Below are 25638 nucleotides of genomic sequence, written 5' to 3'. Positions count from 1 at the left end.
GGAAATACATTGTAATATTCTAGTCTTCTGCTGAAAACAATGTACGAAATGTTTGTGAAGTTTTTGTGAAGTACTATAGCCTTTTGAATCTATGAAAAAAAGAGCATAGTAACTATGCTCTCGGATGAAACTGTTTATATACATCTTTTAATCTAGCTTTTGAAACATGCGTATAAATTTGCGTCGTTGAAATATCTGCATGTCCAAGCATTTCTTGCACAGCACGTAAGTCTGCCCCATTTTCTAATAGATGCGTAGCAAAAGAGTGACGCAACGTATGCGGTGTAAGCTCTTTTGCAATATTCGCTTCTTTCGCTAGCCGTTTTAAAATTTTCCAAAATCCCTGTCTCGATAATCGATTACCATGATGGTTTAAAAAGAGCGCATCTACTGCTTTTTTACCCATCAATTCTCTTCTTCCTTTTTCAATATACTTTTGAATCGCTTCTGTCGCTAAGCTTCCTAGTGGAATAATTCTTTCTTTGTTCCCTTTCCCGATACAGCGAACAAATCCCATCGTTAAGTGCACATCTTCTAAATTTAATGCAATTAATTCTGAAACACGAAGTCCTGTTGCATACAACAACTCTAACATTGCCTTATCACGAATCCCAAAAGCACTTGCCGTTTTCGGTGTTTGAAGCAATGCTTCCACTTCGTCGATTGATAATACTTTTGGTAATTTCCGTTCCCCTTGTGGCGTTTCAATATGTACCGATGGGTCATGCTCCACTGCTCGTTCACGAAGTAAAAATTGATGAAACGAACGAATCGATGCAATATGACGCGCCAATGTTTTTGAAGATTTCCCGTTTTCTTTTAAATACTGCAAAAAGTTAACAATATGCAAGCGTGTCACTTCATGAAACGTCTTCGTTTGTTCTACATTTTGCAAATACTTCACATAGCTTTTTAAATCGCGTTCATAAGATACAACTGTATTTTTCGCTAAACCTTTTTCAACAATCATATAATGAATAAAATCTTTTAATTGATCTTCCAATCTACACTACTCCCCATTTTCATAGAAAAACATCATTCTATTTACGAAAGCATCCTTTTCCGGCTCCTCATTCCCTGATACTTTTTCTACAGTCTCTTCTTTTGGCTTTTCATAACGATGGTAACTTTCATATTCTTCATTTATCCATAGTATAGCGAAATAAAACAAAATCGTACAACTTGTAAATAATAAAAATACTTTCATCCCATCAAAAGTTAATTTTAAAGCTCGGCGCATTGTAAATTCCTCCAAAATATAAGTTATTACAACATATGCCAAGCTTTCACCAATTTATACCTTATTCAAATAAAAAACCTCTTCCTAGTTAAATAGGAAAAGGTTATTTTTCATCCGTTTCATTTTCTTGACAATTTTTACAAATCCCATGGAATGTTAAACGATGATCTTTCACCTTAAAGCTCCAGTCTCGTTCCACTTTATTCTCCACTTCACCAAGTAAATCTTCTTGTATTTCTTGTACAGCACCGCATTGTGTACAGATTAAATGATGATGGAAACGCTGTGCACCTTCTTGGCGTAAGTCATAACGCGAAACACCGTCTCCAAAGTTAATTTTATCGACAACTTTCAACTCAGACAATAACTCTAAAGTTCGATAAACGGTTGCTAATCCGATCTCTGGCGACTTTTCTTTTACAAGGAGGTATACATCTTCTGCGCTTAAATGATCTTCTTCATTTTCTAGCAGCACACGAACTGTTGCTTCACGTTGTGGTGTCAATTTATAGCTCGCTGCATGTAATTGCTTCTTAATTCGTTCAATTCTTTCTTCCATTCGGTACTACTCCCTCCTCGCCACTCTTACACCATTATATCAGAAGAAGGGCTCCTGTCAAAAGAAAAACAATAAAAACAAATTGATAATTATTCTCAAAAAACATTTATTGTTTGTTAATAGCCTCCACAACTTCTTTCATTAAAACTGGTGATGCATACACTTCGACACTGGAAGCAATAGCTAATACCGCTCCAATCACGAGAAAAAAGCATGTATAGCGAATTAATAACGGTAATAGTGGCTCAGTTATTTTCCGAATAAATTGATGCCTAATCATGCGTAAGGAAAAGCTTGCAGCAATTGTTGTCATTACGAGAAATACAGGAATTATAATTAAATTTTGTGGCAATACAGATACAAATGCTAATAATAGTCCATTCCATCCGTGCTGACTTACTAAAAAACCTACTGTAAATCCAACAACTACCCCTTTTAAAAATAGTAAGATAAAAATGAGCGGCAACCCAATAATTGAAATCCCCAAAATCCAAATAAAGCCGATATATTTTAATTGCGAAAAGTAACTTTCTCGAAACATTTCGCCTGCGACAGCAAATTCTCCTTTAGAAACTTGTCCAAAAAAACGCTGTAAATAAAATGATAAATCTTGCTTTTGGTTTATTTGTAAACTATTCACAAGAATCGCTCCAAATATTACTCCCATCAGTAATAAAACCGCATTAAATATATATAGTGAAGAATTTTCCTGTATGTGAGACATTACACGGTCTTGCCACGTTTTTCGCCACATTTTCCTTCCCTCCGTTCACACTCTTACTAAAAATGTATGAAAGAAAGAAAAAAAGTATGACGAATTAGCATTGAAATTCCGCTCTACTTTGCTAAACTAAAAAGTAGAGAATAGGAGGGATTTCTCTTGAAACCATTATTATTAGATTTTCCAACATTATTTCAAACTGAGCGCTTGCAAGTACGTAAGCCGTTTCCAGGTGATGGAACAGAGGTATATGAAGCAATCCAAGCCTCGCTAGAAGACTTATTACCATGGATGCCAATTACAGCTGAAACAGAAGAACGTGCTGAAGAAATTGTTCGCGAAGCTCACGGACAGTTTTTACTTCGTGAAACACTTGATTTCCACTTATACGATAAAGTATCTGGTACATTCATCGGAGCTATTACGCTCAAGCCTGAAAACTGGGATATTCCAAAGTTTTCACTTCACTTTTGGCTACATAGCGCTTATACAAAGCATGGCTATATGACAGAAGCCATTAAAGGTGCGATTCAATTTGCATTTGATAAACTAGGTGCTAGAAGAATTGAAATTCGTACTGATGCAACAAATATAAACGCATGTAACTTAGCAGAACGTCTAGAATTTATTTTAGAAGGTACAATGGAAAATGATTTCCTAGCACCCGATGGCAGCTTACGCGATGCACGTGTATATGCAAAAATCAACTAAAAACACTCGCCTTAGGCGAGTGTTTATTTTTGTAATTGTAAATATTGTACTGCAAACATCGTCTTAGCATCATGTATACGAAGGTCTTTCATAAGATCAATCGCTTCTTCTAATGACACTTCCATTAATTCCACAAATTCATCTTCATCTAAAGCTGCTTTATTTTCTTTTTGTTTTAATCCTGTCGCTTTATATACATATAAAATCTCATCTGCAAAACCAGGTGATGTATAGAAAGATGTAATAAGCTCCATATTTTCACATACATATCCTGTTTCTTCTTCTAATTCACGAACTGCTGTTACCTCTGGCTTTTCCCCAGGTTCTAACTTCCCAGCAGGAATTTCCACAATTGCCTTTTCGAGAGCTTTACGATACTGCTCAACGAGTACAATTTTCCCCTCATCAGTAATAGCAATAATAGCAACTGCCCCAGGGTGATTTACGATTTCACGTTTACTCATTTCTCCATTTGGTAATACTACATCATCAACACGAACTTTTATAACCCTACCATCAAAAATCGGTTCAGTTTTTACTGTTCTTTCTGCAAGATTACTCATACTACTTCATCTCCCTGTTCTATTTCCTAATCGTTCTTCATACATTTTACCACATTGAAAGGAGCGTGATAGAAATGAAAGTTTACATTTTACCAAATCGCGTCACTTTAGTCGGCAAAGCATGGCAAATTCGTCATAAGCTAAAACAATATGGAAAAGAGTATACAACTGTACAAGAGTGGATTACAGCAAATAAAAAGTAAACGTTTGTCAACCTCCTTCCCCTTTCGTACAATAAAGGTAAGGAGGTTGACCTATGAAAAAACGTCAATTAGGAAACTCAGATTTATATGTTACGGAAATTGGATTTGGCTGTATGTCTCTCGGTGCATCTGAGGCTGAAGCTATGCGTATTATCGATGAGGCAATCGATTTAGGAATTAATTTTTTTGATACAGCGGACTTATACGATTATGGATTAAATGAAGAATTTGTTGGAAAAGCTCTGAAAGGAAAACGCGACCAAATTGTTCTTACAACAAAGGTTGGAAATCGATGGACAGAAGAAAAAAACGGTTGGTCTTGGGATCCTTCTAAAGCTTATATAAAGACCGAAGTAAAAGAGAGTTTACGTAGACTTCAAACAGATTATATTGATTTATATCAACTGCATGGCGGGACGATTGAAGATCCTATAGATGAAACAGTTGAAGCCTTTGAAGAATTAAAAAAAGAAGGGATTATTCGTCATTATGGTATCTCTTCTATACGTCCAAATGTCATTCGTGAGTATGCAAAACGATCAAATATCGTTAGCATATTAATGGAATACAGCCTTTTAAATCGTCGCCCTGAAGAATGGTTCCCGTTTCTTAATGAACAGCAAATTAGCGTTATTGCTCGCGGACCACTTGCAAAAGGGATTTTAACTAACAATAATGCAAGAAAGATAGAAAGAGTAAAAGAAAAAGATTACCTCTCTTATTCTTACGATGAGTTATATTCGACACTCGCGAGTGTAAAAGAAATAACCCAAGAAAGCTCTTTAACAGGAACAGCTATTCAATATTGCTTACATAACGAAACTGTTGCAGCTGTTATACCTGGTGCAAGCTCTATTCAACAATTGCAAGAAAATATACAAGCTAGCCAACAGTTATCTTTAACAAAAGAAGAATATGTACAACTTCAAAAGATTGTTAAGTATGATTCATATGCTTTGCATCGCTAAAATATTGATACCGATAAAAGCAAAAGACTGCCCCCAACACTAGGCGGCAGTCTTTTTTTATAACGTATCATATTTATCAGGATTCGTTCCTACATGTAAATTACGATTTAACGTATTAATTTGATCCATCTCTTCTTCAGTTAATGAGAAATCAAAAATAGTAAGGTTCTCTTTAATACGAGATGGCGTAACAGATTTAGGAATAGTCACAATCCCACTTTGAATATCCCACCTTAATATAACTTGTGCAGGTGACTTTTCATATTTTTTAGAAATAGCCTGAATAATTGGATGCTGGAATACTTCGCCGCCTCTCATTAAAGGACTCCATGCTTCCATTTGAATTTGCTCACCTTGACAGAAATCACGCAATTCAAATTGCGCTAACATCGGATGAAGTTCTACTTGGTTGACCATCGGCTTCACTTTACAATTTGGTAATAACAGTTCTAAATGATGTTTATGAAAATTAGAAACACCAATCGCGCGCACTTTACCTTCTTCATATAGCTTTTCTAAAGCACGGTACGTATCAACATACTTCCCTCTTATCGGCCAATGGATTAAATATAAATCTACATACTCCATTTGTAATTTCTTTAAACTTTTTTCAAACGCCTCGAGCGTCTCCTCGTACCCTTGATCGTCGTTCCAAACTTTTGTTGTAATAAACAAGTCTTCTCGCGGGATTCCAGATTCACGAACCGCTTCTCCGACACCGCTTTCATTTTCATATACAGTTGCTGTATCAATCGAACGGTATCCAACTTCTAACGCTGTTTTTACTGCTTGTTTAACTTCGTCGCCTTCTTTCGCTTTATAAACGCCTAGACCAATCATCGGCATTTTCACACCATTATGAAGTGTAGTTGTTGGAATATGCACAGTCTTTCTCCCTTTCATTGTTACATTTTTATAAACCACAACTTTATTTCAACAAGATTCATCCAAAAAGTCAAAATATACGTACAGTTTACATAATACTTTTATACACATTTAAAAAAATAAAGTGAACTCAGTCATTCACTTTATTTCCTTTCCATTCTTTCGCTTTTTCATCAACATTACGTATAAATTCATTTTTTCCTTCTGTATACAACGTGCCATCATATGTATATTTTTCAGCTAGTTCTTTCTTTAAAGTCGCATACGCTTCTGCTTCTTCACAATGAGCCATCATATAATCACGAAATGCTAAATGCCTTACTATCTCAGGATTTCCTTTTTCAAATACGTGTAAGTGATACGAGCGTTTTTCCTCAGTCCCATGAATAAAATAACGACGTCTTGAAATACCATTTTCCCCTTTTACGATGTAACCAAGCTCTTTAAAACGTTCATTCCAATGATCTACTCTGTCGATACTCTCTACTTCCATAATCATATCTATAATTGGTTTAGCTGCCAGTCCTGGCACTGACGTACTTCCAATATGATGGACTTTCACCATTTCTGGCATCGCCGATTTTAATCTTTCGGCTTCCATTTGGAATTTCTCACTCCAATGATTTTCATACGGAACGACTACAATTTCCCTCATTCTAACTCCCCTTTTCTTACAAACTCGTCAAAAAAATGATCAGCGGCATTTCACTGACCATCTTTTTATTATTTAAAGTCTTTCCAAGTAAGGCTACTTTCACTTAACAGTTCTTCAAATGATTTATTCTTTTCACGTTCTTTTTGTTCCTTACGCTTTCTTTCTTGTTCTGCTGCCTCTTTTTTCTCTTCTCTCACTTGCAACTCTTTTTTCTTATTCTTTAATTGTTGCATTAACGAATCGTTCAATTGATCACCTAGTGTAAGTGATTCTTTCTCTGGTTGATTCATTTGAGAGTGTCTTTGTGTTTGTCTTTGCTTCTTTTTCTTCATACTATTCACCTTTTACTTTTTTCTCCATTATAGAGGATACACGGCGAAATCGACAATAAAAAAGGTTCCCTACTCTATTATTTATCTTTTGTAAATATGTTAATTTTTCGAAAAAACTAAATTTTTATATGGATATAATCCTAGTAATCTATTAAAATTATGTCGTATGATGTCAGATTATAAAAAAAGGAGAAATTAATTATGTGGAAAAAAATTATTCCTGCTGTTGCTGTTTTAAGTACTATTACTTTTTCAAGCGTATTCGCCGCTCCTCCATCTCAGACTCCTGCCGAACAAAACCGATACATAGACGTACAAATGCTTGGTATTAATGATTTACATGGTCAACTAGATACTGTAAAAAAAATTAACAATAAAGAAGCTGGTGGTGCTGATTACTTAGCTACTTATTTAAAAGAACGCAAAAAACAAAACCCTAATACACTTCTCGTACATGCTGGAGATATCGTCGGAGCTAGCCCACCAGTTTCTGCTTTATTACAAGACGAACCAACAATTGAATTTTTAAATGACTTAAAGTTTGATGTTGGTACAATCGGAAACCATGAATTTGATGAGGGTATCGATGAAATGAAACGCCTCATTTACGGTGGATATCATGAAAAAACAGGGAATTTCAAAGGAGCAAACTTCCCTTATGTCGCTGCAAACTTCTATAATAAATCAACTGGCCGCTTATTTTTACCACCATTTACTGTAAAAATGGTAGATGGAGTTCCTGTAGGATTCATCGGAGTTGTTACAACGGATACACCGAATGTCGTTATGCCAACTATGCTAAAGAATGTACAAATTACTGATGAAGTAGAAGCTATTAATAAATCTACTCAGCAATTAAAGCGTCTCGGCGTTAAATCTATCGTAGTCCTTGCACATGTCGGCGGAACAACTGATGAGTCTGGTGTAACAAATGGAGACCTCACTCGAATTGCAAATGAAACAGATCCCGAAGTTGATGTTATTTTCGGCGGACATAGTCATACGTACGTAAATGGTACTGTAAATAATAAACTTATCGTGCAAGCGAATTCTTACGGAATGGCTTTTTCGGACGTAGATGTAACAATTGATAGAAAAACAAAAGATATTGTGAAGAAAAAAGCTGAAGTTATTACAACGTACCATGAAGGTGTAGAGCCTGATAAACAAGTAAAACAAAAGTTAGATCAATATAAAGAAAAAATCGCACCTCTTGTAAATGAAGTAGTCGGAAAATCTACAGCACCTATCGACCGTAAACAAAACGATGCTGGTGAATCTACACTTGGAAATTTAGTTGCGGATGCCCAGCGCCAAACTATGCAAACACAAATCGCTCTTATGAATCCTGGTGGAATTCGTAATGATCTAGACGCTGGAGATATTACATGGGGCGAGTTATACGGCATTCAGCCTTTCGGAAACCAATTAATTAAAGTAGATCTAACAGGTCAAGATATTCGTGATATATTAAATCAACAATGGCAAAAAGGAGCAACGAGAATGCTTCAAATTTCAGGTATTCAATACACTTGGGATGCAAATAAACCAAATAACGAAAAGGTTACGAATATCCGTTTAACAAATGGTGAAGAATTAGTTCCCTCTAAAACGTATAGCGTAGTTGCAAATGCTTTCCTAGCTTCTGGCGGTGATGGATTCGTATCCTTTAAAAATGGAAAAAATGCTGAAACTGGTCCAAACGATTTTGAAGCATTAGTCGATTATGTAAAACAAGTGAAAGAACCAATTCAGCCGATTATTGATGGACGTATTCAAAAAAACAATTAAATACTATTCAAACTAGTGCGTGACACTCGAAAGAAGAAGCTCCTTTTATATGCAAGGAGCTTCTTCTTTTAGAGTCATACGTATTGTCATTCTTCTAGTGCAGTAAAGGATACGCACATAGCCCCTTGTTTCTTCGTAGTATATAGAAAACTATAACGGGAAGATTTGTATGTATTTCTATCAAACAATGACGATACATTGTATCGACGAAACGACAAATCAACAAGTGAAAGAAACATTTCGAAGCGCAGCAGCTGATGAACAAAATCATGCCGTTTGGTTCCTATATTACTTTTCGAAACAAAACAAAAAATGAAATAAAAGAAAGGATACACGCTCTTACATGGAACATAGTATCCTTTCTTTTATTTCTCTGGATACGTTTCATGATTAACATCATACCGTTGCAAAAATTCCTGTAGTGCTTCTTCTACAATTTTAGACTTTTGAATCCCTTTTGATTCCGATATAACATCTAGTCTTGCTAATACTTCTATATTAATCGAAAAGGTTCGTTTCTTTTTCTCTGTGCTCTTACTTATAATTTGAACACTTACTTCTTCTCTTTTTCTTAGCAATTCATAAATGCTTTGTAACTGTTCATAAATTAGTAATTGATAGTCTGTTTTTGCATATTGAAGGGCAGTAGCTTCTTGGATTTGCAAATGACGTGGCTCTTCACCATCACCTATAAAGATACGTTTTTTCTGCTCTCCATCATATTCATATCCAATCACCCTTAATTTCTTTGATAATGTATATGGGCTCATTTCAAGCCGTTTCGCTATAATAGCGATTGATTCGCGTCTATTTAAAGAATCAATAATTTCTCCAATCGTCATATTCTCCCTCCTCTCTTAATCGCCTAAACTTGAAATCAAACCAGTATGTTATGATACAATGATTTTCTAGTAGTATATGCAAAAGAAAGAGCCTGTGCGATTCATACCATTTAAGAAAAGGAGGTTTACATATGCTTTTTCGTAGCCATACCCCTCAGTTTTACAACGAAAAGAAGCAACTAATCCCTAACAGTATCGCTACGATAGAAAGCGTTATGATTAATGACCGGAAACAATCTCTCCTTATACGCGGCCAAAACGTGGACCAGCCTATTTTATTATGCTGTCACGGCGGCCCTGGTATGGCACAAATCGGCTTTATTCGCCATTTTCAAAAAGAGTTAGAAAAGCACTTTATCGTTATTAATTGGGATCAGCGAGGGGCAGGTAAATCCTTTTTATGGCGGGACATCCAAACAAATCTTACGATTGATCAATTTTTTTCAGATGCAAAAAAGGTTATTCAATATCTTCTCAAACGCTTTAATAAGCAAAAACTATTTCTCGCTGGTCATTCTTGGGGAAGTATTATCGGACTACAAATCGCTAATCAATGTCCCGAATATATAGAAGCATACATCGGCATCGGTCAAATCGTACATATGAAGCAAAATGAAGAATTACTATATCAACATTTAATTAGCTCTGCCAAAAAACATGACCATAAAAAGGCATTAGCTTCTCTTTTAAAATTAGGGAAACCACCCTTTTTAGATACGAGACGCCTCATTATTCAAAGAAAGTGGCTTGGTACATTTGGAGGAGCAATCCAAAATGGATCTTCCTTTTCTTTCATACGAAAAGGCTTCTTTTCTCCTGAATATACGCTATTAGATTGGTTCAAATTTCTCGCAGGAAATTTAAAATCCGGAGTTTTATGGGAAGAGATGCTGACAATCGATTTCTTTTCATCTATTTCAAGTTTATCTATTCCTGTTTATTTTTGTTCTGGTCGCTATGATTATCAAACTCCTTATGCACTCGTTCAACAATATTGCGATATCATTCAAGCTCCTATTAAAAAGATGATTTGGTTTCCAAACTCGGCACATTCTCCAGATTTAGAAGAGCCTGAGTTATTCGCTAAATCTTTACAATCAATTAAACAAGAACTATCTTTTCAACATTAATAACAAAAGGCGCTTTTACATTTCATAGAAAACATTTTATAATGATATGTCACTACAAACACTTGCTTGCCTTAACAGAATAAAAATTAGGGAGATTACATTTATTATGAACGCTGTACTCATCGCAGTAGCAGTCATGCTACTGCTTAGTTTGTTACGTGTCCAAGTCATTGTCGCCATTATCGTTGGAGCTTTAACAGGCGGACTTATCGGCGGACTCGGTATTTCAGAAACAATCAGTACTTTTACAGCCGGTCTTGGGAACAGTGCTCCTATCGCATTAAGCTACGCAATGCTCGGTGGATTTGCTATTTCCCTTTCAAAAACAGGACTTCCTGATGCAATGATCCAATCAGCTTTAAAATGGATCGGCAACGAACAAGACACGAAAAAACAAGTCTATTCTAAAATACTTATATTATTTATCATTTTAACAATGGCTTGTTTCTCACAAAATATTATCCCTGTTCATATCGCCTTCATCCCAATCTTAATTCCAGCACTTTTAAAAGTATTAAATGAGCTGAGGGTGGATCGTAGGCTTGTAACATGTCTTATTACATTTGGGTTAATTACCCCTTACATGTGGGTTCCAGCAGGGTTCGGAAAAATTTATCATGACGTATTGCAAACAAATGCTGCGCAAAGCGGTCTTACATTTGATGTCGCACTTATTCCAAAAGCGATGACTATTCCAGCAATCGGTATGATTATCGGATTATGTGTAGCGGTTTTCATTACATACCGAAAACCACGTACATATGAAACAGAACAAATTCATTCTGCACAGAATGAAATCGTTCCCTATACGAAAAGAAGCATTACTTTGGGTTTATTATCAATACTCGCTACATTAACTGTGCAATTAGCAACAGAATCAATGATTTTTGGTGCTTTAGCAGGTATTATCGTCTTATCAGTTAGCGGTAGCCTCCCTCTTAAAGAAGCCGATGCTATTTTAACGAGTGGAATGCGTATGATGTCCTTTATCGGATTTGTTATGATTTCTGCCGCTGGATTTGGCGCTGTTCTTCGAAAAACTGGACATGTTGAATCTCTTGTGCAAACGAGTGCACATATAATCGGAAATAATAAACCGCTTGCTGCATTTCTTATGCTCATTATTGGACTTCTCGTTACGATGGGAATTGGCTCTTCCTTTTCAACCATCCCAATCTTAACAACAATTTTCGTACCATTATGCGTCCAGCTCGGATTTAGTCCCATGGCTACAATCGCAATTATCGGTACAGCTGGTGCACTTGGTGATGCAGGTTCTCCAGCATCTGATAGTACACTTGGACCAACGTCCGGTTTAAATGCTGATGGTCAGCACCATCATATATGGGATACATGTGTCCCAACATTTCTACACTATAATATACCGTTACTTATATTCGGCTTTATTGCCGCAATTACACTATAAAAGGTGCGTTTTAAAAACGCACCTTTTACTTTGTTGTTTCTCTCTCAATGCACCTAAATTCTGTTTCCACTTCTTCTTGTCGCACTTGTTTCTTCTTTATTTTTCCTATTAACTGTTGAAAAGCTATTTCCCCATTTTCTTCGATATAACTTCCAATCGTCGTTAATGATGGACTTATCCATTCACCCTCTACACTCCCGTTAAATCCAATGATTTGTAACTTACCTGGTATATGAATATTAAGAGTTTTCGCCGCCCTGATTAGCTCAATAGCGACCTTATCACTTGAAGCTACAACCCCATCTATGTATGGATGCTTTTGTAACAATTCAAGAAACTGTTGATTCGTATACCCTTGTACAATTTCCTCTCGATAAGAAAGTCCTTCTTTCCAAGCAGTATCTAGAAATCCTGCCACATGCTCTTCCATTTCTTCACTCTTTACTCCCTCACCGATATAAGCAAGAAACTGGCAGCCTTTCTCTTTTAATAAAGAAACAGCTTTCTGTCCACTTTCATAATAGCTCATAAGAGATTGTCGTTCTTCAAGCACAGCGAAAGGAAGTGAGATTTCTCCTATACTTCGAAAAACAGATTTCGTCATTATAACGCCTGCAATGTTATTTTGCTCCAACATATCTATGTATCTATTCTTATTTTCTATATTACAAACTATTACTTGATACCCTTCTTTGTATGCTATTTCCTCAACGAAACGGAGCAAAGTGATGTATGATGGATTATGCAAATTATCTACAAGTAATGCAATCACCGTTGAAGGCTGTTTAAATAAAGGCTTTGCTGTAGCATTCGGTCTATAATGTAATTCTTCAATTGCTTTTTTTACTTGTTTGACCGTATCTTCATGGACATATCCTTTTTCGTTAATGACTCTTGAAACGGTTGCGACTGAAACACCGGCCAATTTTGCAACATCACGTATAGTTGCCACATCGTCACCCCTTAATATGGTAATAGATTACAATTTTAAATTAAACCAAAATATAACATTCGTCAAGGTTATTGTTTTATATTTCTGAAAATTGTTACACAATTTCCACTCTACTCAGAAAATATACTCCAGCTGAATTTCATGTGAAATCGCGATATTATCATAACCAATAAACGGAATTTCTTTCTTTATTTTTCGTGCTTCCTTTATCGCATCAATATACAAGTTCGTCATCATGAAGTTACGTTTTTGATAAAAACGAAGTGCGTTCATATTATCATTCGTCGTAATAAGCCACAATTTTTTACATTCATTCTCTTTTGCCACTCGCAATACACAATCCACCAGTTTTGTACCAATCCCCTTCCCTTCCTCAAAACTATTTAACGATACAATTTCACACATGTTTTCTATCACTTTATATGTTGCAATTCCCACTATTCTGTTATTTCTAAGTGCAATAAAACCAGGTAATTCTTCTAATTGATGTACTCTGCCTCGCGAGACCATCATTGAGCTTCCCCAGTTTTCACACATAAAATCCTGAATTACTTCTTTCATTTCTGGTGTGATTTTTTGTATATGAACCATACACGATTTCTCCCCTTTTCACATCATTGTGATACAATGTTAGTGTATCACATGTAGAGGTATTTGGAGGATGAGGTAAAGTATGAAACGTTTTTTTACAGCATTGTTTACTATACTAGGTGCACTAACTGCGATTGGGATTTTCTTTACAAATAAAGTTATGTACTTGAAGAAAAAAACAGAGGAAGAAGTTTTAGAACGCGAAACGAAAAAGCATTTTCATTTGGACGATTTTAAGGCTATTCAAAAAGAAGAGGTTCACATCCCTTCTCAATTCGGATACGAACTTCACGGATATTACATGCCAGCTGGTCATTCCAATAAATTTATGATTTTTTGCCACGGTGTGACTGTAAATAAAATGAATTCCGTTAAATATGCAAACTTATTTTTAAATAGAGGATATAACGTATTTATTTATGATCATCGCCGTCATGGTAAAACCGGTGGTAAAACAACAAGTTATGGCTATTATGAAAAACATGATTTAAAGTCAGTAGTTGACTGGCTAAAGGATCGTTTCGGAACGAATATTACACTCGGAATTCATGGTGAATCTATGGGCGCTGCAACTCTTCTTCAATATGCAGGATTTGTAGAAGATGGTGCTGATTTTTATATTGCTGATTGTCCTTTCTCTGATTTTTATGGACAGTTACAACATCGTTTGAAAGTTGAGTTTCATTTGCCAAAATGGCCTTTATTACCTTTAGCAAATGCCTTTTTAAAAGTTCGTGATGGCTATACAATTCGTGAAGTTTCACCAATTGATTGTATAAAAAATATTAACAATCCGGTTCTCTTTATTCATAGTAAAGATGATGACTATATTTTATCTGATATGACGAAATCACTTTATGAAGCGAAAGAAAATAATAAACAGCTTTATATTGCAGAACATGGTGCACACGCTTGCTCTTATAATGAAAATAAAGAAGAGTACGAAGATGCCATCGATCAATTTTTAAACACATATGTAAAAGAAACAAAAAACAGGCTTGCATAAGCCTGTTTTTTTACTGCGCTAAAACGTCTGTAACTTGTTCCATATTTTCAGAAATCCACTTTACTGCCTCGTCTAGCGTTGGGAATTCCGTCGTTTGAAAAGTTACCTCATCTTGAAGTAACCAAACATCTTTCGGTTCTTGTCCTACACCTGCGATTGACCAATGAAGTAAACTATATGGATGATTATCATTCAAAAATGATGCCCATGTGCGCTCATTTGCAATATTTTGTAGTGTGTGTAATTTTTTATCCATCTTTCGTCACCTTACTCTAGTCAGTTATAAAAACTATTATAACACTCTCTTCTCTCTCAAACAAAGTGCTCTTTTTATATTGTCAAGTACTCTCCCTAATTATATGATGAGAGTAAGCGTTTGGAAAGGAGGGATAACGTTGGCAAAAGTACAAATTAAAGTGAATGATAATGGCTCTTTTCGCGTTACAGGGGACGTGGAATTAGTTGACTCACAAGGGAATGTATTCCCAGCAAAACCAGCATTTTCTTTATGTCGTTGTGGTTTATCAAAAAACATGCCTTATTGCGATGCTTCGCATAAAGGCAAATTCGAGTCTGTTGTTAGAGCACCAGAGGCAGAATAAATATTTAAAGAACATGCACATTTATTTGTGTATGTTTTTTCTTTTGATCAAATCCTATACAGCCCTTCCCCTTTCCACATTTCTATTACTTTCGTCCCCATTCAAATCGGCATATATTTTCAAACAATTCTTCACATTCGAACATTTTTTACTATGCTTTTTTCTTTTTTGTGCTATAATGTGAGCAAACAACATCCTTCGGGGTCGGGTGAAATTCCCAACCGGCGGTGATGAAGCGATAGCTTCTAAGTCCGTGACCCGTTTTCAACGCGAAAACGGTGGATCTAGTGAAACTCTAGGGCCGACAGTATAGTCTGGATGGGAGAAGGATATGTTTTCTAGTAATTTTATATAGCGAATACACTTTTATTTCAGTATGCATATTTTTAAAGTTTCATTTTGAATCTTTATATATGTTTTATTTTGTATAGTTATGTTTCTATACTGAAATAAAAAGATACGACTAGCGTTGAAAGAATTTGATATTTTGCTAGGTTTTTTCCTTATGCCAAAATATCAGTCATCGTTAGGTTTCTTTCCTATACTTTCGTATTCGAACTATATTTCTAGAAATCACGTCTCCCAAACCCCAAGGATATAAAATCCTTGGGGTTTTTTGATTTTTTCAGGAGAGGTGAAAAGAATGACAGATCAAGAATATATGAGGATTGCCTTGCAGTTAGCACAAGGAACATCGGGACAAACAAGCCCAAACCCTATGGTTGGTGCCGTTGTTGTTAAAGATGGAAAAATTGTTGGAATGGGTGCCCACATGCGTGCTGGTGAAGAACATGCTGAAGTTCATGCTCTTCACATGGCTGGTGAAAGAGCAAAAGACGCTACCGTTTATGTAACACTTGAACCGTGTAGCCATTTTGGAAAAACACCCCCTTGCTGTGAATTACTCATTGAAAAAGGAGTTCAGCGTGTTGTAATTGCTACTCTTGATTGCAATCCACTCGTTTCCGGAAATGGAAAAAGGAGATTAGAAGAAGTTGGAATCGAGGTAACTACTGGTGTTCTTGAGGCGGAAGCCACTTTATTAAATCGATACTTTTTTCACTATATGAAAACGAAACGTCCCTTTGTAACAATAAAAACAGCAATGAGCTTAGATGGGAAAACAGCAACTATAACCGGTGAAAGTAAGTGGATTACAGGCGAAGAAGCACGCGCTGACGTTCACCAATATCGTCATATACATGATGCTATCCTAATCGGTGTGAATACAGTTATAACTGATAATCCACACTTAACAACACGAATTCCAAACGGAGGTAAACATCCTATACGCGTTATTTTAGATACCCACTTACGAACGCCGCCATCTTCTCATGTCATAACAGATGGCTTAACTCAGACATGGATTATTGTCGGTAAGGATGTAAACAAAGAGAAAATAGCGTCTTATGAATCTAACAATATAGCTGTATTCCAAATGAAAACACAGCAAATTGAAATACAAGATGTCCTATCCCTGCTCGGTGAGAAACAAATTCTTTCTCTGTTCGTTGAAGGTGGTCAAACGGTGCATGCAAACTTCTTAAAAACAAATAGTTTTAATGAAATCGTGACCTATATAAGCCCGAAATTAATTGGTGGAAAAGATGCACCCACCTTATTTGGCGGAGCTGGTTTTTCGAAGTTACAAGATGCACTTTCCTTAACAATTCAAGAGATGAAACAAATCGGTAATGATATAAAAATTGTTGCAACCTTAAAAAGCGAGGTGACGGAATGTTTACAGGAATCGTAGAAGAGTTAGGAACGATATCAAGCATGACTCAAAGTGGTGAAGCAATGAAGCTAACTATTAGCGCAAAGCAAATTTTATCGGATGTCAAATTAGGTGATAGTATCGCAGTTAACGGCATTTGCTTAACAGTAACTACTTTTACGACTACTTCATTCACTGTCGACGCAATGCCTGAAACAATGAAAGCAACATCACTTCGTATGCTAAAGCCAAGTGCCAAAGTGAATTTAGAACGGGCGATGGCTGCAAACGGACGATTCGGTGGACATTTCGTCACCGGACATATCGATGGCATCGGTACGATTTTAACTAAAAAACAACATTACAATGCCATCTATTACAAAATAGCAATTTCTGATGAATTACTACGCTATTGTTTGCATAAAGGATCCGTTGCTGTTGATGGCACTAGCTTAACAATATTTGATATAGACGAATCTTCAATTACAATTTCACTCATCCCTCACACAGTAAGCGAGTCTATAATCGGAGAAAAAAAAGCCGGGGACATCGTAAACATTGAGTGTGACATGATTGGAAAATATATTGAACGCTTTATTTCAAAGCCAGTAAAAAGAACAGGGTCAATGACCGAAAACTTTTTACAAGAAAACGGATTTCTATAAGGGGGAAGCACAATGTTTCATCGTATTGAAGAAGCTCTAGAAGATTTAAAACAAGGAAAAGTCGTTATCGTATGTGATGATGAAAACCGAGAAAATGAAGGCGATTTTATTGCTTTAGCAGAGTACATTACACCAGAAACGATTAATTTTATGATTACACACGGTCGTGGTCTCGTTTGTGTACCGATTACGGAGGAGTACGCAGAACGTCTACAGTTAGAACCAATGGTATCTCATAATACAGATTCACATCACACTGCGTTTACAGTGAGCATTGATCATGTTTCTACAACAACAGGGATTAGTGCTCATGAACGTGCAACTACGATACAAGAATTGTTAAACCCTGTATCAAAAGGCTCTGATTTCAATCGCCCTGGACATATCTTTCCATTAATTGCGAAAGAAGGCGGTGTCCTGCGCCGTGCTGGTCATACAGAAGCCGCTGTCGATTTAGCCAAACTTTGCGGGGCAGAACCAGCTGGAGTCATTTGCGAAATTATAAATGAGGACGGTACGATGGCACGTGTACCTGATTTACTAGAGTGCGCAAAACAATTTGATATAAAAATGATTACAATAGAAGATTTAATTGCTTATCGCCGCCATCACGAAACACTTGTGACGAGAGAAGTGGAAATTACATTACCTACAGATTTCGGTACTTTCCATGCAATTGGCTATTCTAACTCATTAGATATGAAAGAACATATCGCGCTCGTAAAAGGTGATATTTCAACAGGCGAACCTGTACTTGTACGCGTTCATTCAGAATGCTTAACAGGAGATGTATTTGGTTCGTGCCGCTGTGATTGCGGACCACAGCTACATGCTGCACTTGCTCAAATTGAGCGTGAAGGAAAAGGTGTTCTTCTCTATATGAGACAAGAAGGACGAGGCATTGGCCTTCTGAATAAGCTTCGCGCTTATAAGTTACAAGAAGAAGGGTTAGATACTGTAGAAGCAAATGAAAAACTTGGGTTCCCAGCTGATCTTCGTGATTACGGTATTGGCGCTCAAATTTTAAAAGATTTAGGCTTACAAAGTTTACGATTATTAACGAATAATCCACGAAAAATTGCTGGCTTACAAGGTTACGATTTAGAAGTAACCGAGCGTGTACCGTTACAAATGCCAACAAAAGAAGAAAATAAAACGTATTTACAAACGAAAGTAAGCAAATTAGGACATTTACTAAACTTATAATTAAGGGAGAGATACATTATGGTATTCGAAGGTCATTTAGTTGGTACAGGATTAAAAGTTGGGGTTGTTGTTGGACGTTTTAATGAGTTTATTACAAGTAAGTTACTTGGCGGAGCTTTAGATGGATTAAAGCGTCACGGTGTAGAAGAGAATGATATTGATGTTGCATGGGTTCCTGGTGCATTTGAAATTCCTTTAATCGCTAAAAAGATGGCCAATAGCGGAAAATATGATGCTGTTATTACATTAGGTACAGTAATTCGCGGTGCTACAACACATTACGATTACGTTTGTAATGAAGTAGCAAAAGGTGTTGCGTCTTTATCACTACAAACGGACATTCCAGTTATTTTCGGTGTATTAACGACAGAAACAATTGAACAAGCGATTGAACGTGCAGGTACAAAAGCTGGTAATAAAGGATATGAATCGGCAGTTGCTGCGATCGAAATGGCTCATTTATCAAAACAATGGGCTTAAAAAAGAGGCTACGGCCTCTTTTTTAATTTTCTCACCTTTTTTCGTACATCTTCTATTAATTCATCCATCGTTTTTCCTTCTGTTTTTATACGAAGAGCTTGTGCTGTTCTCCACACATTTTCTCTCTTTTCCGCTTCTTCTATAATAGAAATTTCCTTCCTCACTTCTTTTAAATCTTTTCCTTCTGTTTCAAGCCCAAAATGTTCAGCTTTCGTTCGAAAATGCTGTTCAATTCTTTGTTGCATTTCTTTTTGTTCAGGATTTTCAGCCGCCTTAACTGGATCAGCACTTATCGCTTTTATTAAAATCAGACAGGTCATAATAGTTAATATGTATTTGTACATGTAAAATCCTCCAACCCGATATAAATTACATTTTTACTATGTACAATTAGGGCTTGGAAAATTCGTCCACAAAATTATTTTTCTCGTCCAAAAGTGACTACTATCAAGCGTTAATGGACTTTTATTACATTTTATTTACAAAAAAAAGCAACCCCTTTAAAGAGTTTGCTTTTCATCTATCTTATAGCGCACATTCTTCAATCTCAAACCCTAAATCTTCAATCATACCCCAGTCCGCAGTCGGCTCTTGTCCAGCTGTTGTTAAATAGTCCCCGACAAAGATAGAGTTTGCTGCAAATAAACCAAGTGGCTGTACAGAACGTAAATTAAGTTCTCGACCACCTGAAATACGAATTTCTTTTGTTGGATTTACAAAACGCATCATCGCCAGCACTTTTAAACATTCTACAGGTGTTAATTCTTTTTGTCCTTCAAGCGGAGTACCCTTTACAGCAACAAGGAAATTACATGGAATAGAATCCGCATCTAAACGTTGTAATTCAAATGCAATTTCAGCGCGCTGTTCAATCGTTTCTCCCATTCCGAAAATTGCTCCAGAGCATGGAGAAATACCGGCTTGCTTCGCTTTTTGGACTGTATCAACACGATCGTCATACGTATGCGTTGAACAAATGCTATCATAATTGTTGGCATGCGTATTTAAATTGTGATTATAACGATGCACACCAGCTTCTGCTAACTGACCTGCTTGATCTTCATTTAAAAATCCTAAACAACAGCAAATTTTTAAATCTGTCGTTTCACGAATTTCCTTAACTGCTCCAATAACGTGATTTACTTCTTTATTCGTCGGACGACGACCAGATGCAACAATACAATATGTACCTGCTTTACGACGAATTGCTTCGTGCGCTCCTTCAACAATTTTCTCTTGTGTTAACCATGCATACTTATCAATCGGTGCTTCTGAAATAATAGACTGTGAACAATACCCGCAATCTTCAGGACATAATCCAGATTTCGTATTTATAATCATGTTCAACTTTACTTTCTTACCAAAATGATGATGGCGAATGATGTAAGCTGCATTCATAATTTCTAAAACCTCTGTATCATCAGCTTCTAATATTGCAATTGCATCTTCTTTCGTAATCATTTTCTCTTCTACTACGTCGTATGCAAGTTTTTTCCAATCCCTTTTTGTTTGTACTTGTTTCATTTCATCTCTTCCCCTCTTTTGTTATATACGTAAATAAAGCATGATATGTTGCCATTATCCCTTCTTTTCCCGTGAAGTCTCTTTCGTATATACGAAGCATCGTACGAAAGAGTGAAGGGCTTTGACAGTAAGACTCTTCATTACTATTGGTTGCCCCTACTTTTCGAATAGAATGTAGAAACTCCCTAACTTCTGTAAAGCTTTCTATGTAACACGTTTCAGAAACATGTACATTTCCTAATGGATTTTTGCATATATTCACTAACTGTTCTTTCGAAACGAATCGTTGTCCTATTGAAGTACAATTGTGTATCCCCTTTTCTTTCTTAGCACGCTGAAAAGACGTATGCAATTCTTGAAAAGTCGTATTACCAAACGTGGAAAATAATAATATTCCTTCTTCAGACAAATAGTTAAATAAATTTTTCACTGTCTCTTTTAAATCATTAAGCCATTGAAATGTAGCATTTGAAATGATGACATCATATGGATTTTCTAATTTTAATTGTTCAATATCTTCACATCGAAACATCACATTTTCCAAACTTTTTCTAGTTTTCGCGACTGCAATCATCTCATCAGCAAAATCCACAGCTGTAATATGAGCTTTCGGAAATAAATTTGATAATTGCTCTGTTACATATCCTGTCCCGCATCCAAGTTCTAAAATACGTATCGATGATGTTTCACTATATCGTTCCTTCAATGTAGAAAGTAACGAATGCGCCATCTTTTTTTGTACATTTGCATATTGATCGTAGGATACAGCCGCCCCGTTAAACCGTTTTTGCAGTAACGTTTTGTTGATCATGTCGTATCACCTCTACAAATTGAATAATTTCATTTGCGCAATATTCAAAATTCGTTACACATAATGCATGCCCAGCACCGCTTACTACTTTTAGATTAGCATTCGTATTATTCGCCATACTATGGGCTGCAGACAATGGACATATTACATCCTGCTCTCCATGAAGGAGTAACAGCGGGGCTTTCATATCTATTACTTCATTTCTCATATCTGTTTCTATTAAATAATCTAAGCCTAATTGTAAAGACTGAATCGAGTCTCCTTTAAACTTCTCCGCAATCTCTTCAAAACTCGTATTCTCCCTCAGCTCACTTTTTGTAAACATATTTTCATAGAAACGCTTCAAAGTATCTTCTTTTTTTCTCGTTAAATTCTTTTTCATACGTTCTACATGCAAGGAATTCCATCCACTTGTATAGTCACTTGTATTGGTAAATTTAGCGGTACCACCAATTAGTACCATACCTTGGGTCTTAATCTTTTTATAAGCTTGTACTGCCGCTAACGCTCCTAGTGACCATCCAACTAAAATTACATTTTCATCCTGCGCTACATCTATTATTCGCCCCGCAAATTCACTTTGTTCTTTCACGTTACGCCAATCTATACATTGAACAGAATATCCTTTAAAATACGGCAGAACCAAAGTCCAAACACCTTCTTCCATTCCCCATCCTGGAATAAAAATAAGCTTTAGCTCTTTCATACTAAAAACCCCTCTTCTTTGCCAATGCGTATAATATGCTGAATAGCCCATTTTAAATCGGCTATTGTATGTTGTGACGTAACTGCAAAACGGACTCGAGAACTACCAACTGGAACAGTCGGCGGACGAATTGCAATGGCTGCGATACCTACCTCTTGTAACCTTTCACTAAACCGTAAAGTATTTTCATTTGACCCAACTACAATCGGTACAATATGAGTTGAGCTATTCCCAATATCAAAACCAGCTTCTTGTAAATGCGTCCTGAAATATGCACCATTCTCTATAAGTCGCTCTCTTCTTTCGTTATCTTCTTTCACAATTTCAATTGCTTTTCGGATCGCCCCTAATGTTCCTGTTGGTAAAGCTGTAGTAAAAATCAAGCTTCTCATCATATTTTGTAAATACTCTATATAAATGGAATCACCCGTTAAATACGCACCATAACACCCTAAAGCCTTACTAAACGTCCCCATATGTATATCAATTTTTTGAGCAACATCTTTTTCTACATGAGATAATCCTGCTCCACCGATTCCATATATTCCACTTGCATGTGCTTCATCAACTATAATGATCGCCCCGTATTTCTCTTTCAGCTGAACTAAGCCTCTCAAATATGCAATATCTCCATCCATACTAAAAACCGTATCTGTTACGATTAATTTTCTCTTTTCTGGTGACGCTATTTGCAACATCTTTTCTAAATGATCCAAATCATTATGACGATATCTTTTATGCTCTGCTCCGCTTAATATAATTCCATCAACAATACTTGCGTGATTTAATTTATCACTAAAAACCATATCGTGACGACAGGCTAAAGCAGATATAGCACCTACATTTGCTGTATACCCGCTATTTACGATTAATGCTCTTTCAGTACCTTTCCAATCACATATACTTCTCTCAACCTCTTCATACAGTGGATAATTTCCTACAACGAGACGAGATGCTGTCGCTCCAGTTCCATATTTTCTCGTGCAGGCAATAGCAGCTTCTTTCAACCTTTCATCTCCAGCTAATCCTAAATAATTATTCGATGCTAAATTTAGCATCTTTTTCTTATTTCGAATAAGCCATGTCTCTTCCGCTTTCTCTGTTACATGTAAATTACGATACTGCCCTTGCCCCTTTAATTGTTCTACTTTAGATTGAAGATGCGTGCGCCACATTTGATTCATTTTGGATGAGCTCCTCTAATTTTGAAATCATAATATGCTCTTTTGCCGCCCCTAATAATTCTTCCTTTGTAAACTCTCCTTCAAGGAATGGTAATAACCCTAAAACCGGCACGCCACTTAACTCCTCAATCATTATTTTATTTTCTTGCACTCTTTCTTTTTCACATTCTTTACAACCAGACAAAATTACACCCGCTACTGTTAAACCGTGTGCCTTTGCATAAGAAATTGTTAAGACAGTATGATTAACTGTCCCTAGTGTCGGACGCGCTACTACAATAAGAGGGAGCTCTAATTCTTTTGCAAAATCAATCACTAAAGCGTCTTCTGTATATGGGACGGCAAGCCCACCAGCTCCTTCTACCAATAGGCTATTAAACTCTTTTAGTAGTTCATTATAGTGAGCAGTAATTTCTTTTAACATTACCGTCCTTCCAGCTCTTTTCATAGCAAGTCTCGGAGCAAGTGGTTCTTCAATGGAATAAGGACAAATTTTATCTTCTTTTGTCGGTACACCCGATAATGCTTTTAATCTTGCTGCATCACCCTCAGGATTTGATGCAACATGTCCACTTTGCAACGGTTTATATACACCAACATTATGTCCACGCTCTCGAAATATACCTGCCAATGCTCCTGTCACTACCGTTTTGCCAACTTCTGTATCCGTTGCTGTTATAAAGAAACCACTCATTACTCTCCCTCCGTAACATCCGAGATTGCTTTATATAAAATGCGTAACATCTCATCAATCTCAGCCACCGTAGATGCAAGAGGAGGCATAAATACAATCGTATTACCGAGTGGTCGCAAAATCATGCCCAGCTCTCTTGAACGTTTACATACTTGAACGCCGACTCTTTCTGTCCATTCAAACGATTCTTTCATTTCCTTATTCTTCACAAGTTCAATACCAACCATTAGCCCACACTGACGAATATCTCCTACGTGCTTATATTCATTAAGAGCTTCTAATTGTGCCGCTACATATTCTGCTTTATGCGCAACATCTTCTATTAAATTAGTTTTTTCATATAGTTCTAAATTTGCAATTGCTACGGCACACCCTAACGGATTCCCTGTATAACTATGACCATGGAAAAACGTTTTTTGTTCTTCATAGCCTCCTAAAAAGGCATTATAAATTTCATCTGTCGTTACCGTAATTGCCACCGGTAAATAACCACCTGTTAAACCTTTTCCGGCTGTTAAAATGTCTGGCGTCACATCCTCGTGTTCACATGCAAACATTTTCCCGGTACGCCCAAATCCAGTCGCTACCTCGTCTGTAATAAATAATACATTGTATTTTGTACATAAATCGCGAAGCCCTTTTAAGTATCCTTTTGGCATTGTAATCATCCCACCAGCACCTTGCATTAATGGCTCCACAATAATAGCTGCTACTTCTTCATGTTTTTCTTGTAGCATTTCTTCCATTTCTTCTAAATGTTTCTTTACAATTTGTTCCTTATTATCTCCATAAGGAGAACGATATGTATATGGATACGGCATTTTAATTGCCTCAAATAATAGTGAACTATACACTTGGTGAAACAAGTCTATTGCTCCTACTGAAACAGCACCTATCGTATCACCGTGATATGCTTCTTTTAATGTAACAAATCTTTGTTTTTTCGGTTTTCCTTTATGCTGCCAATATTGAAAGGCCATCTTAATTGCAATTTCAACGGCGCTAGAACCAGAGTCTGAATAGAATACTTTCTTCAAACCTTCTGGTACAACTTCAATTATTTTTTCTGCTAATAAAATAGATGGCACGTTAGCAAGTCCTAGCATAGTAGAATGAGCAATTTTATTTAATTGCTCACGAATTGCCTCATCTAGTTCTGGTACTTGATGCCCATGAACATTTAACCAAATAGATGAAACACCGTCCCAATATTCATTTCCATTTACATCGTATAGCTTTCTTCCCTCTCCACGTTCAATAATGACAGGATCTTCTTCTAAATAATCTTTCATTTGTGTAAATGGGTGCCATACGTAATCTTTATTCTTCTTCGATAATTCTTCATATGTATAAGACGATTTTTCACTCGTGTTACTATTAATAGCCACAATTGTCACCCCTAATGTTAACTCTTTTATAAATATAGTTAACATTAAAAACAAATGACTGTCAATTATTTTTAAATCAAACAGTT

Annotated in this window: 32 protein-coding genes and 1 riboswitch; of the genes, 13 read left to right on the top strand and 19 right to left on the bottom strand. The window is 36.4% G+C overall.

The window, feature by feature from the left end; genetic code table 11:
- Positions 1–112 precede the first annotated feature (112 nt).
- The 4 genes from xerD to spoIIM form a co-directional block, all read right to left on the bottom strand.
- The gene (xerD, locus tag JFU54_RS11320; protein WP_002143042.1) at positions 113–1003 is read right to left on the bottom strand and encodes a site-specific tyrosine recombinase XerD; all 891 of its coding nucleotides are present in this window, start codon (positions 1001–1003) and stop codon (positions 113–115) included.
- Positions 1004–1009: 6 nt separating this feature from the next.
- Positions 1010–1240, bottom strand: coding sequence for a YqzK family protein (locus JFU54_RS11315; RefSeq protein WP_002088473.1), 231 nt, complete (start codon positions 1238–1240; stop codon positions 1010–1012).
- A gap of 103 nt (positions 1241–1343) precedes the next feature.
- On the bottom strand, positions 1344–1799 hold the full coding sequence (gene fur / locus JFU54_RS11310; protein WP_000392654.1) for a ferric iron uptake transcriptional regulator: 456 nt from the start codon (positions 1797–1799) through the stop codon (positions 1344–1346).
- A gap of 106 nt (positions 1800–1905) precedes the next feature.
- Positions 1906–2553: a stage II sporulation protein M gene (gene spoIIM / locus JFU54_RS11305; protein ID WP_002014939.1), complete on the bottom strand. Its 648-nt coding sequence runs from the start codon at positions 2551–2553 to the stop codon at positions 1906–1908.
- Positions 2554–2679: 126 nt separating this feature from the next.
- Here spoIIM and JFU54_RS11300 point away from each other — a divergent pair, with 126 nt between their 5' ends.
- On the top strand, positions 2680–3231 hold the full coding sequence (locus JFU54_RS11300; protein ID WP_002033881.1) for a GNAT family N-acetyltransferase: 552 nt from the start codon (positions 2680–2682) through the stop codon (positions 3229–3231).
- A 23-nt stretch (positions 3232–3254) separates the two neighbouring features.
- Here JFU54_RS11300 and JFU54_RS11295 read toward each other — a convergent pair whose 3' ends face one another.
- Positions 3255–3794, bottom strand: coding sequence for an NUDIX domain-containing protein (locus JFU54_RS11295; RefSeq protein ID WP_002014941.1), 540 nt, complete (start codon positions 3792–3794; stop codon positions 3255–3257).
- A gap of 74 nt (positions 3795–3868) precedes the next feature.
- On the opposite strand from JFU54_RS11295, the gene mciZ reads away from it, so the two are divergent.
- Together mciZ and JFU54_RS11285 are read left to right on the top strand one after the other, a co-directional pair.
- Positions 3869–3997 carry a Z-ring formation inhibitor MciZ gene (mciZ, locus tag JFU54_RS11290; protein WP_000870295.1) on the top strand — a complete coding sequence of 43 codons (129 nt, stop codon included), beginning with the start codon at positions 3869–3871 and terminating at the stop codon, positions 3995–3997.
- Between the two features lie 53 nt (positions 3998–4050).
- Positions 4051–4965, top strand: coding sequence for an aldo/keto reductase (locus JFU54_RS11285; protein WP_002143046.1), 915 nt, complete (start codon positions 4051–4053; stop codon positions 4963–4965).
- A gap of 57 nt (positions 4966–5022) precedes the next feature.
- On the opposite strand, the gene JFU54_RS11280 is transcribed toward JFU54_RS11285, so the two are convergent.
- From JFU54_RS11280 to JFU54_RS11270, 3 genes are all read right to left on the bottom strand, one after another.
- Positions 5023–5850, bottom strand: a complete 828-nt coding sequence (locus JFU54_RS11280) for an aldo/keto reductase (protein ID WP_002143047.1) — start codon at positions 5848–5850, stop codon at positions 5023–5025.
- A gap of 130 nt (positions 5851–5980) precedes the next feature.
- Complete coding sequence (locus JFU54_RS11275) at positions 5981–6505, bottom strand: GrpB family protein (protein WP_002143048.1); 525 nt, start codon at positions 6503–6505, stop codon at positions 5981–5983.
- Between the two features lie 68 nt (positions 6506–6573).
- Positions 6574–6837, bottom strand: coding sequence for a YqkE family protein (locus JFU54_RS11270; protein ID WP_002014945.1), 264 nt, complete (start codon positions 6835–6837; stop codon positions 6574–6576).
- 201 nt (positions 6838–7038) lie between these two features.
- On the opposite strand from JFU54_RS11270, the gene JFU54_RS11265 reads away from it, so the two are divergent.
- Both JFU54_RS11265 and JFU54_RS11260 read left to right on the top strand, forming a co-directional pair.
- Entirely contained in the window at positions 7039–8628 is a 1590-nt protein-coding gene (locus tag JFU54_RS11265; protein ID WP_002143049.1) for a bifunctional metallophosphatase/5'-nucleotidase, read from the top strand.
- Between the two features lie 169 nt (positions 8629–8797).
- On the top strand, positions 8798–8944 hold the full coding sequence (locus tag JFU54_RS11260) for a hypothetical protein (protein ID WP_002033873.1): 147 nt from the start codon (positions 8798–8800) through the stop codon (positions 8942–8944).
- A gap of 49 nt (positions 8945–8993) precedes the next feature.
- Here JFU54_RS11260 and JFU54_RS11255 read toward each other — a convergent pair whose 3' ends face one another.
- Positions 8994–9470 (bottom strand): ribbon-helix-helix domain-containing protein, encoded by a 477-nt coding sequence (locus JFU54_RS11255; protein WP_002014948.1) that lies wholly within the window; start codon positions 9468–9470, stop codon positions 8994–8996.
- Positions 9471–9601: 131 nt separating this feature from the next.
- On the opposite strand from JFU54_RS11255, the gene JFU54_RS11250 reads away from it, so the two are divergent.
- Together JFU54_RS11250 and JFU54_RS11245 are read left to right on the top strand one after the other, a co-directional pair.
- Positions 9602–10600, top strand: coding sequence for an alpha/beta fold hydrolase (locus JFU54_RS11250; RefSeq protein ID WP_002143051.1), 999 nt, complete (start codon positions 9602–9604; stop codon positions 10598–10600).
- A gap of 106 nt (positions 10601–10706) precedes the next feature.
- Positions 10707–12026, top strand: coding sequence for a Na+/H+ antiporter family protein (locus tag JFU54_RS11245; RefSeq protein ID WP_002014950.1), 1320 nt, complete (start codon positions 10707–10709; stop codon positions 12024–12026).
- A gap of 25 nt (positions 12027–12051) precedes the next feature.
- Here the strand turns inward: JFU54_RS11245 and JFU54_RS11240 are convergent, their stop codons facing one another.
- Both JFU54_RS11240 and JFU54_RS11235 read right to left on the bottom strand, forming a co-directional pair.
- Positions 12052–12978 (bottom strand): LacI family DNA-binding transcriptional regulator, encoded by a 927-nt coding sequence (locus JFU54_RS11240; protein WP_002143052.1) that lies wholly within the window; start codon positions 12976–12978, stop codon positions 12052–12054.
- A 114-nt stretch (positions 12979–13092) separates the two neighbouring features.
- Positions 13093–13569: a GNAT family N-acetyltransferase gene (locus JFU54_RS11235; protein WP_201064430.1), complete on the bottom strand. Its 477-nt coding sequence runs from the start codon at positions 13567–13569 to the stop codon at positions 13093–13095.
- Between the two features lie 82 nt (positions 13570–13651).
- Here JFU54_RS11235 and JFU54_RS11230 point away from each other — a divergent pair, with 82 nt between their 5' ends.
- Positions 13652–14575, top strand: coding sequence for an alpha/beta hydrolase (locus JFU54_RS11230; RefSeq protein ID WP_002033868.1), 924 nt, complete (start codon positions 13652–13654; stop codon positions 14573–14575).
- A gap of 10 nt (positions 14576–14585) precedes the next feature.
- Here the strand turns inward: JFU54_RS11230 and JFU54_RS11225 are convergent, their stop codons facing one another.
- Positions 14586–14831 (bottom strand): DUF2552 family protein, encoded by a 246-nt coding sequence (locus JFU54_RS11225; protein ID WP_002014992.1) that lies wholly within the window; start codon positions 14829–14831, stop codon positions 14586–14588.
- Between the two features lie 139 nt (positions 14832–14970).
- Here JFU54_RS11225 and JFU54_RS11220 point away from each other — a divergent pair, with 139 nt between their 5' ends.
- The 5 genes from JFU54_RS11220 to ribH all read left to right on the top strand — a co-directional run bounded on the left by JFU54_RS11220 (position 14971) and on the right by ribH (position 19245).
- Positions 14971–15177: a CDGSH iron-sulfur domain-containing protein gene (locus JFU54_RS11220; protein ID WP_001151582.1), complete on the top strand. Its 207-nt coding sequence runs from the start codon at positions 14971–14973 to the stop codon at positions 15175–15177.
- 190 nt (positions 15178–15367) lie between these two features.
- A riboswitch (FMN riboswitch) is annotated at positions 15368–15511 on the top strand.
- A 309-nt stretch (positions 15512–15820) separates the two neighbouring features.
- Positions 15821–16933 carry a bifunctional diaminohydroxyphosphoribosylaminopyrimidine deaminase/5-amino-6-(5-phosphoribosylamino)uracil reductase RibD gene (gene ribD / locus JFU54_RS11215; RefSeq protein ID WP_002143054.1) on the top strand — a complete coding sequence of 371 codons (1113 nt, stop codon included), beginning with the start codon at positions 15821–15823 and terminating at the stop codon, positions 16931–16933.
- Positions 16915–17559: a riboflavin synthase gene (ribE, locus tag JFU54_RS11210; protein WP_016100654.1), complete on the top strand. Its 645-nt coding sequence runs from the start codon at positions 16915–16917 to the stop codon at positions 17557–17559. Before ribD ends, ribE begins: the two co-directional genes overlap by 19 nt.
- Before the next feature lie 12 nt (positions 17560–17571).
- The gene (ribBA, locus tag JFU54_RS11205) at positions 17572–18765 is read left to right on the top strand and encodes a bifunctional 3,4-dihydroxy-2-butanone 4-phosphate synthase/GTP cyclohydrolase II (protein ID WP_002143056.1); all 1194 of its coding nucleotides are present in this window, start codon (positions 17572–17574) and stop codon (positions 18763–18765) included.
- Positions 18766–18783: 18 nt separating this feature from the next.
- On the top strand, positions 18784–19245 hold the full coding sequence (ribH, locus tag JFU54_RS11200) for a 6,7-dimethyl-8-ribityllumazine synthase (RefSeq protein ID WP_000230892.1): 462 nt from the start codon (positions 18784–18786) through the stop codon (positions 19243–19245).
- Between the two features lie 8 nt (positions 19246–19253).
- On the opposite strand, the gene JFU54_RS11195 is transcribed toward ribH, so the two are convergent.
- The 7 genes from JFU54_RS11195 to bioA form a co-directional block, all read right to left on the bottom strand.
- Positions 19254–19589 carry a hypothetical protein gene (locus JFU54_RS11195; protein WP_201064428.1) on the bottom strand — a complete coding sequence of 112 codons (336 nt, stop codon included), beginning with the start codon at positions 19587–19589 and terminating at the stop codon, positions 19254–19256.
- A 181-nt stretch (positions 19590–19770) separates the two neighbouring features.
- The gene (bioB, locus tag JFU54_RS11190; RefSeq protein ID WP_002014986.1) at positions 19771–20769 is read right to left on the bottom strand and encodes a biotin synthase; all 999 of its coding nucleotides are present in this window, start codon (positions 20767–20769) and stop codon (positions 19771–19773) included.
- A 1-nt stretch (position 20770) separates the two neighbouring features.
- Positions 20771–21580: a malonyl-ACP O-methyltransferase BioC gene (gene bioC, locus JFU54_RS11185; protein ID WP_033734236.1), complete on the bottom strand. Its 810-nt coding sequence runs from the start codon at positions 21578–21580 to the stop codon at positions 20771–20773.
- A complete protein-coding gene (locus JFU54_RS11180; protein WP_201064425.1) occupies positions 21546–22286 on the bottom strand; it encodes an alpha/beta fold hydrolase in 741 nt (246 codons plus the stop codon). Before JFU54_RS11180 ends, bioC begins: the two co-directional genes overlap by 35 nt.
- Positions 22283–23470, bottom strand: a complete 1188-nt coding sequence (gene bioF, locus JFU54_RS11175) for an 8-amino-7-oxononanoate synthase (RefSeq protein ID WP_201064422.1) — start codon at positions 23468–23470, stop codon at positions 22283–22285. Before bioF ends, JFU54_RS11180 begins: the two co-directional genes overlap by 4 nt.
- Positions 23436–24164, bottom strand: a complete 729-nt coding sequence (gene bioD / locus JFU54_RS11170) for a dethiobiotin synthase (RefSeq protein ID WP_201064419.1) — start codon at positions 24162–24164, stop codon at positions 23436–23438. The genes bioF and bioD overlap by 35 nt, the downstream gene beginning before the upstream one ends.
- Entirely contained in the window at positions 24164–25597 is a 1434-nt protein-coding gene (gene bioA / locus JFU54_RS11165) for an adenosylmethionine--8-amino-7-oxononanoate transaminase (RefSeq protein ID WP_201064416.1), read from the bottom strand. Before bioA ends, bioD begins: the two co-directional genes overlap by 1 nt.
- Positions 25598–25638: the final 41 nt, after the last annotated feature.

The organism is Bacillus sp. TH19 (assembly GCF_016651075.1).
Taxonomy (GTDB): Bacteria; Bacillota; Bacilli; order Bacillales; family Bacillaceae_G; genus Bacillus_A; species Bacillus_A mycoides.
Note: the sequence above shows the minus strand (reverse complement) of the source record. Positions and strands in the feature narration are given on the sequence as shown.

Coding starts and splice junctions, on each gene's coding strand:
- JFU54_RS11230 (WP_002033868.1), top strand. CDS start 13,652: ATGAAACGTTTTTTTACAGCATTGTTTACTATACTAGGTGCACTAACT.
- bioC (WP_033734236.1), bottom strand. CDS start 21,580: ATGATCAACAAAACGTTACTGCAAAAACGGTTTAACGGGGCGGCTGTA.
- JFU54_RS11275 (WP_002143048.1), bottom strand. CDS start 6,505: ATGAGGGAAATTGTAGTCGTTCCGTATGAAAATCATTGGAGTGAGAAA.
- bioF (WP_201064422.1), bottom strand. CDS start 23,470: ATGAATCAAATGTGGCGCACGCATCTTCAATCTAAAGTAGAACAATTA.
- JFU54_RS11195 (WP_201064428.1), bottom strand. CDS start 19,589: ATGTACAAATACATATTAACTATTATGACCTGTCTGATTTTAATAAAA.
- JFU54_RS11270 (WP_002014945.1), bottom strand. CDS start 6,837: ATGAAGAAAAAGAAGCAAAGACAAACACAAAGACACTCTCAAATGAAT.
- bioA (WP_201064416.1), bottom strand. CDS start 25,597: ATGTTAACTATATTTATAAAAGAGTTAACATTAGGGGTGACAATTGTG.
- JFU54_RS11250 (WP_002143051.1), top strand. CDS start 9,602: ATGCTTTTTCGTAGCCATACCCCTCAGTTTTACAACGAAAAGAAGCAA.
- JFU54_RS11285 (WP_002143046.1), top strand. CDS start 4,051: ATGAAAAAACGTCAATTAGGAAACTCAGATTTATATGTTACGGAAATT.
- ribBA (WP_002143056.1), top strand. CDS start 17,572: ATGTTTCATCGTATTGAAGAAGCTCTAGAAGATTTAAAACAAGGAAAA.
- JFU54_RS11295 (WP_002014941.1), bottom strand. CDS start 3,794: ATGAGTAATCTTGCAGAAAGAACAGTAAAAACTGAACCGATTTTTGAT.
- JFU54_RS11235 (WP_201064430.1), bottom strand. CDS start 13,569: ATGGTTCATATACAAAAAATCACACCAGAAATGAAAGAAGTAATTCAG.
- JFU54_RS11315 (WP_002088473.1), bottom strand. CDS start 1,240: ATGCGCCGAGCTTTAAAATTAACTTTTGATGGGATGAAAGTATTTTTA.
- JFU54_RS11180 (WP_201064425.1), bottom strand. CDS start 22,286: ATGAAAGAGCTAAAGCTTATTTTTATTCCAGGATGGGGAATGGAAGAA.
- JFU54_RS11245 (WP_002014950.1), top strand. CDS start 10,707: ATGAACGCTGTACTCATCGCAGTAGCAGTCATGCTACTGCTTAGTTTG.
- JFU54_RS11260 (WP_002033873.1), top strand. CDS start 8,798: ATGTATTTCTATCAAACAATGACGATACATTGTATCGACGAAACGACA.
- fur (WP_000392654.1), bottom strand. CDS start 1,799: ATGGAAGAAAGAATTGAACGAATTAAGAAGCAATTACATGCAGCGAGC.
- JFU54_RS11255 (WP_002014948.1), bottom strand. CDS start 9,470: ATGACGATTGGAGAAATTATTGATTCTTTAAATAGACGCGAATCAATC.
- mciZ (WP_000870295.1), top strand. CDS start 3,869: ATGAAAGTTTACATTTTACCAAATCGCGTCACTTTAGTCGGCAAAGCA.
- JFU54_RS11225 (WP_002014992.1), bottom strand. CDS start 14,831: ATGGATAAAAAATTACACACACTACAAAATATTGCAAATGAGCGCACA.
- JFU54_RS11265 (WP_002143049.1), top strand. CDS start 7,039: ATGTGGAAAAAAATTATTCCTGCTGTTGCTGTTTTAAGTACTATTACT.
- ribH (WP_000230892.1), top strand. CDS start 18,784: ATGGTATTCGAAGGTCATTTAGTTGGTACAGGATTAAAAGTTGGGGTT.
- spoIIM (WP_002014939.1), bottom strand. CDS start 2,553: ATGTGGCGAAAAACGTGGCAAGACCGTGTAATGTCTCACATACAGGAA.
- bioD (WP_201064419.1), bottom strand. CDS start 24,164: ATGAGTGGTTTCTTTATAACAGCAACGGATACAGAAGTTGGCAAAACG.
- ribD (WP_002143054.1), top strand. CDS start 15,821: ATGACAGATCAAGAATATATGAGGATTGCCTTGCAGTTAGCACAAGGA.
- bioB (WP_002014986.1), bottom strand. CDS start 20,769: ATGAAACAAGTACAAACAAAAAGGGATTGGAAAAAACTTGCATACGAC.
- ribE (WP_016100654.1), top strand. CDS start 16,915: ATGTTTACAGGAATCGTAGAAGAGTTAGGAACGATATCAAGCATGACT.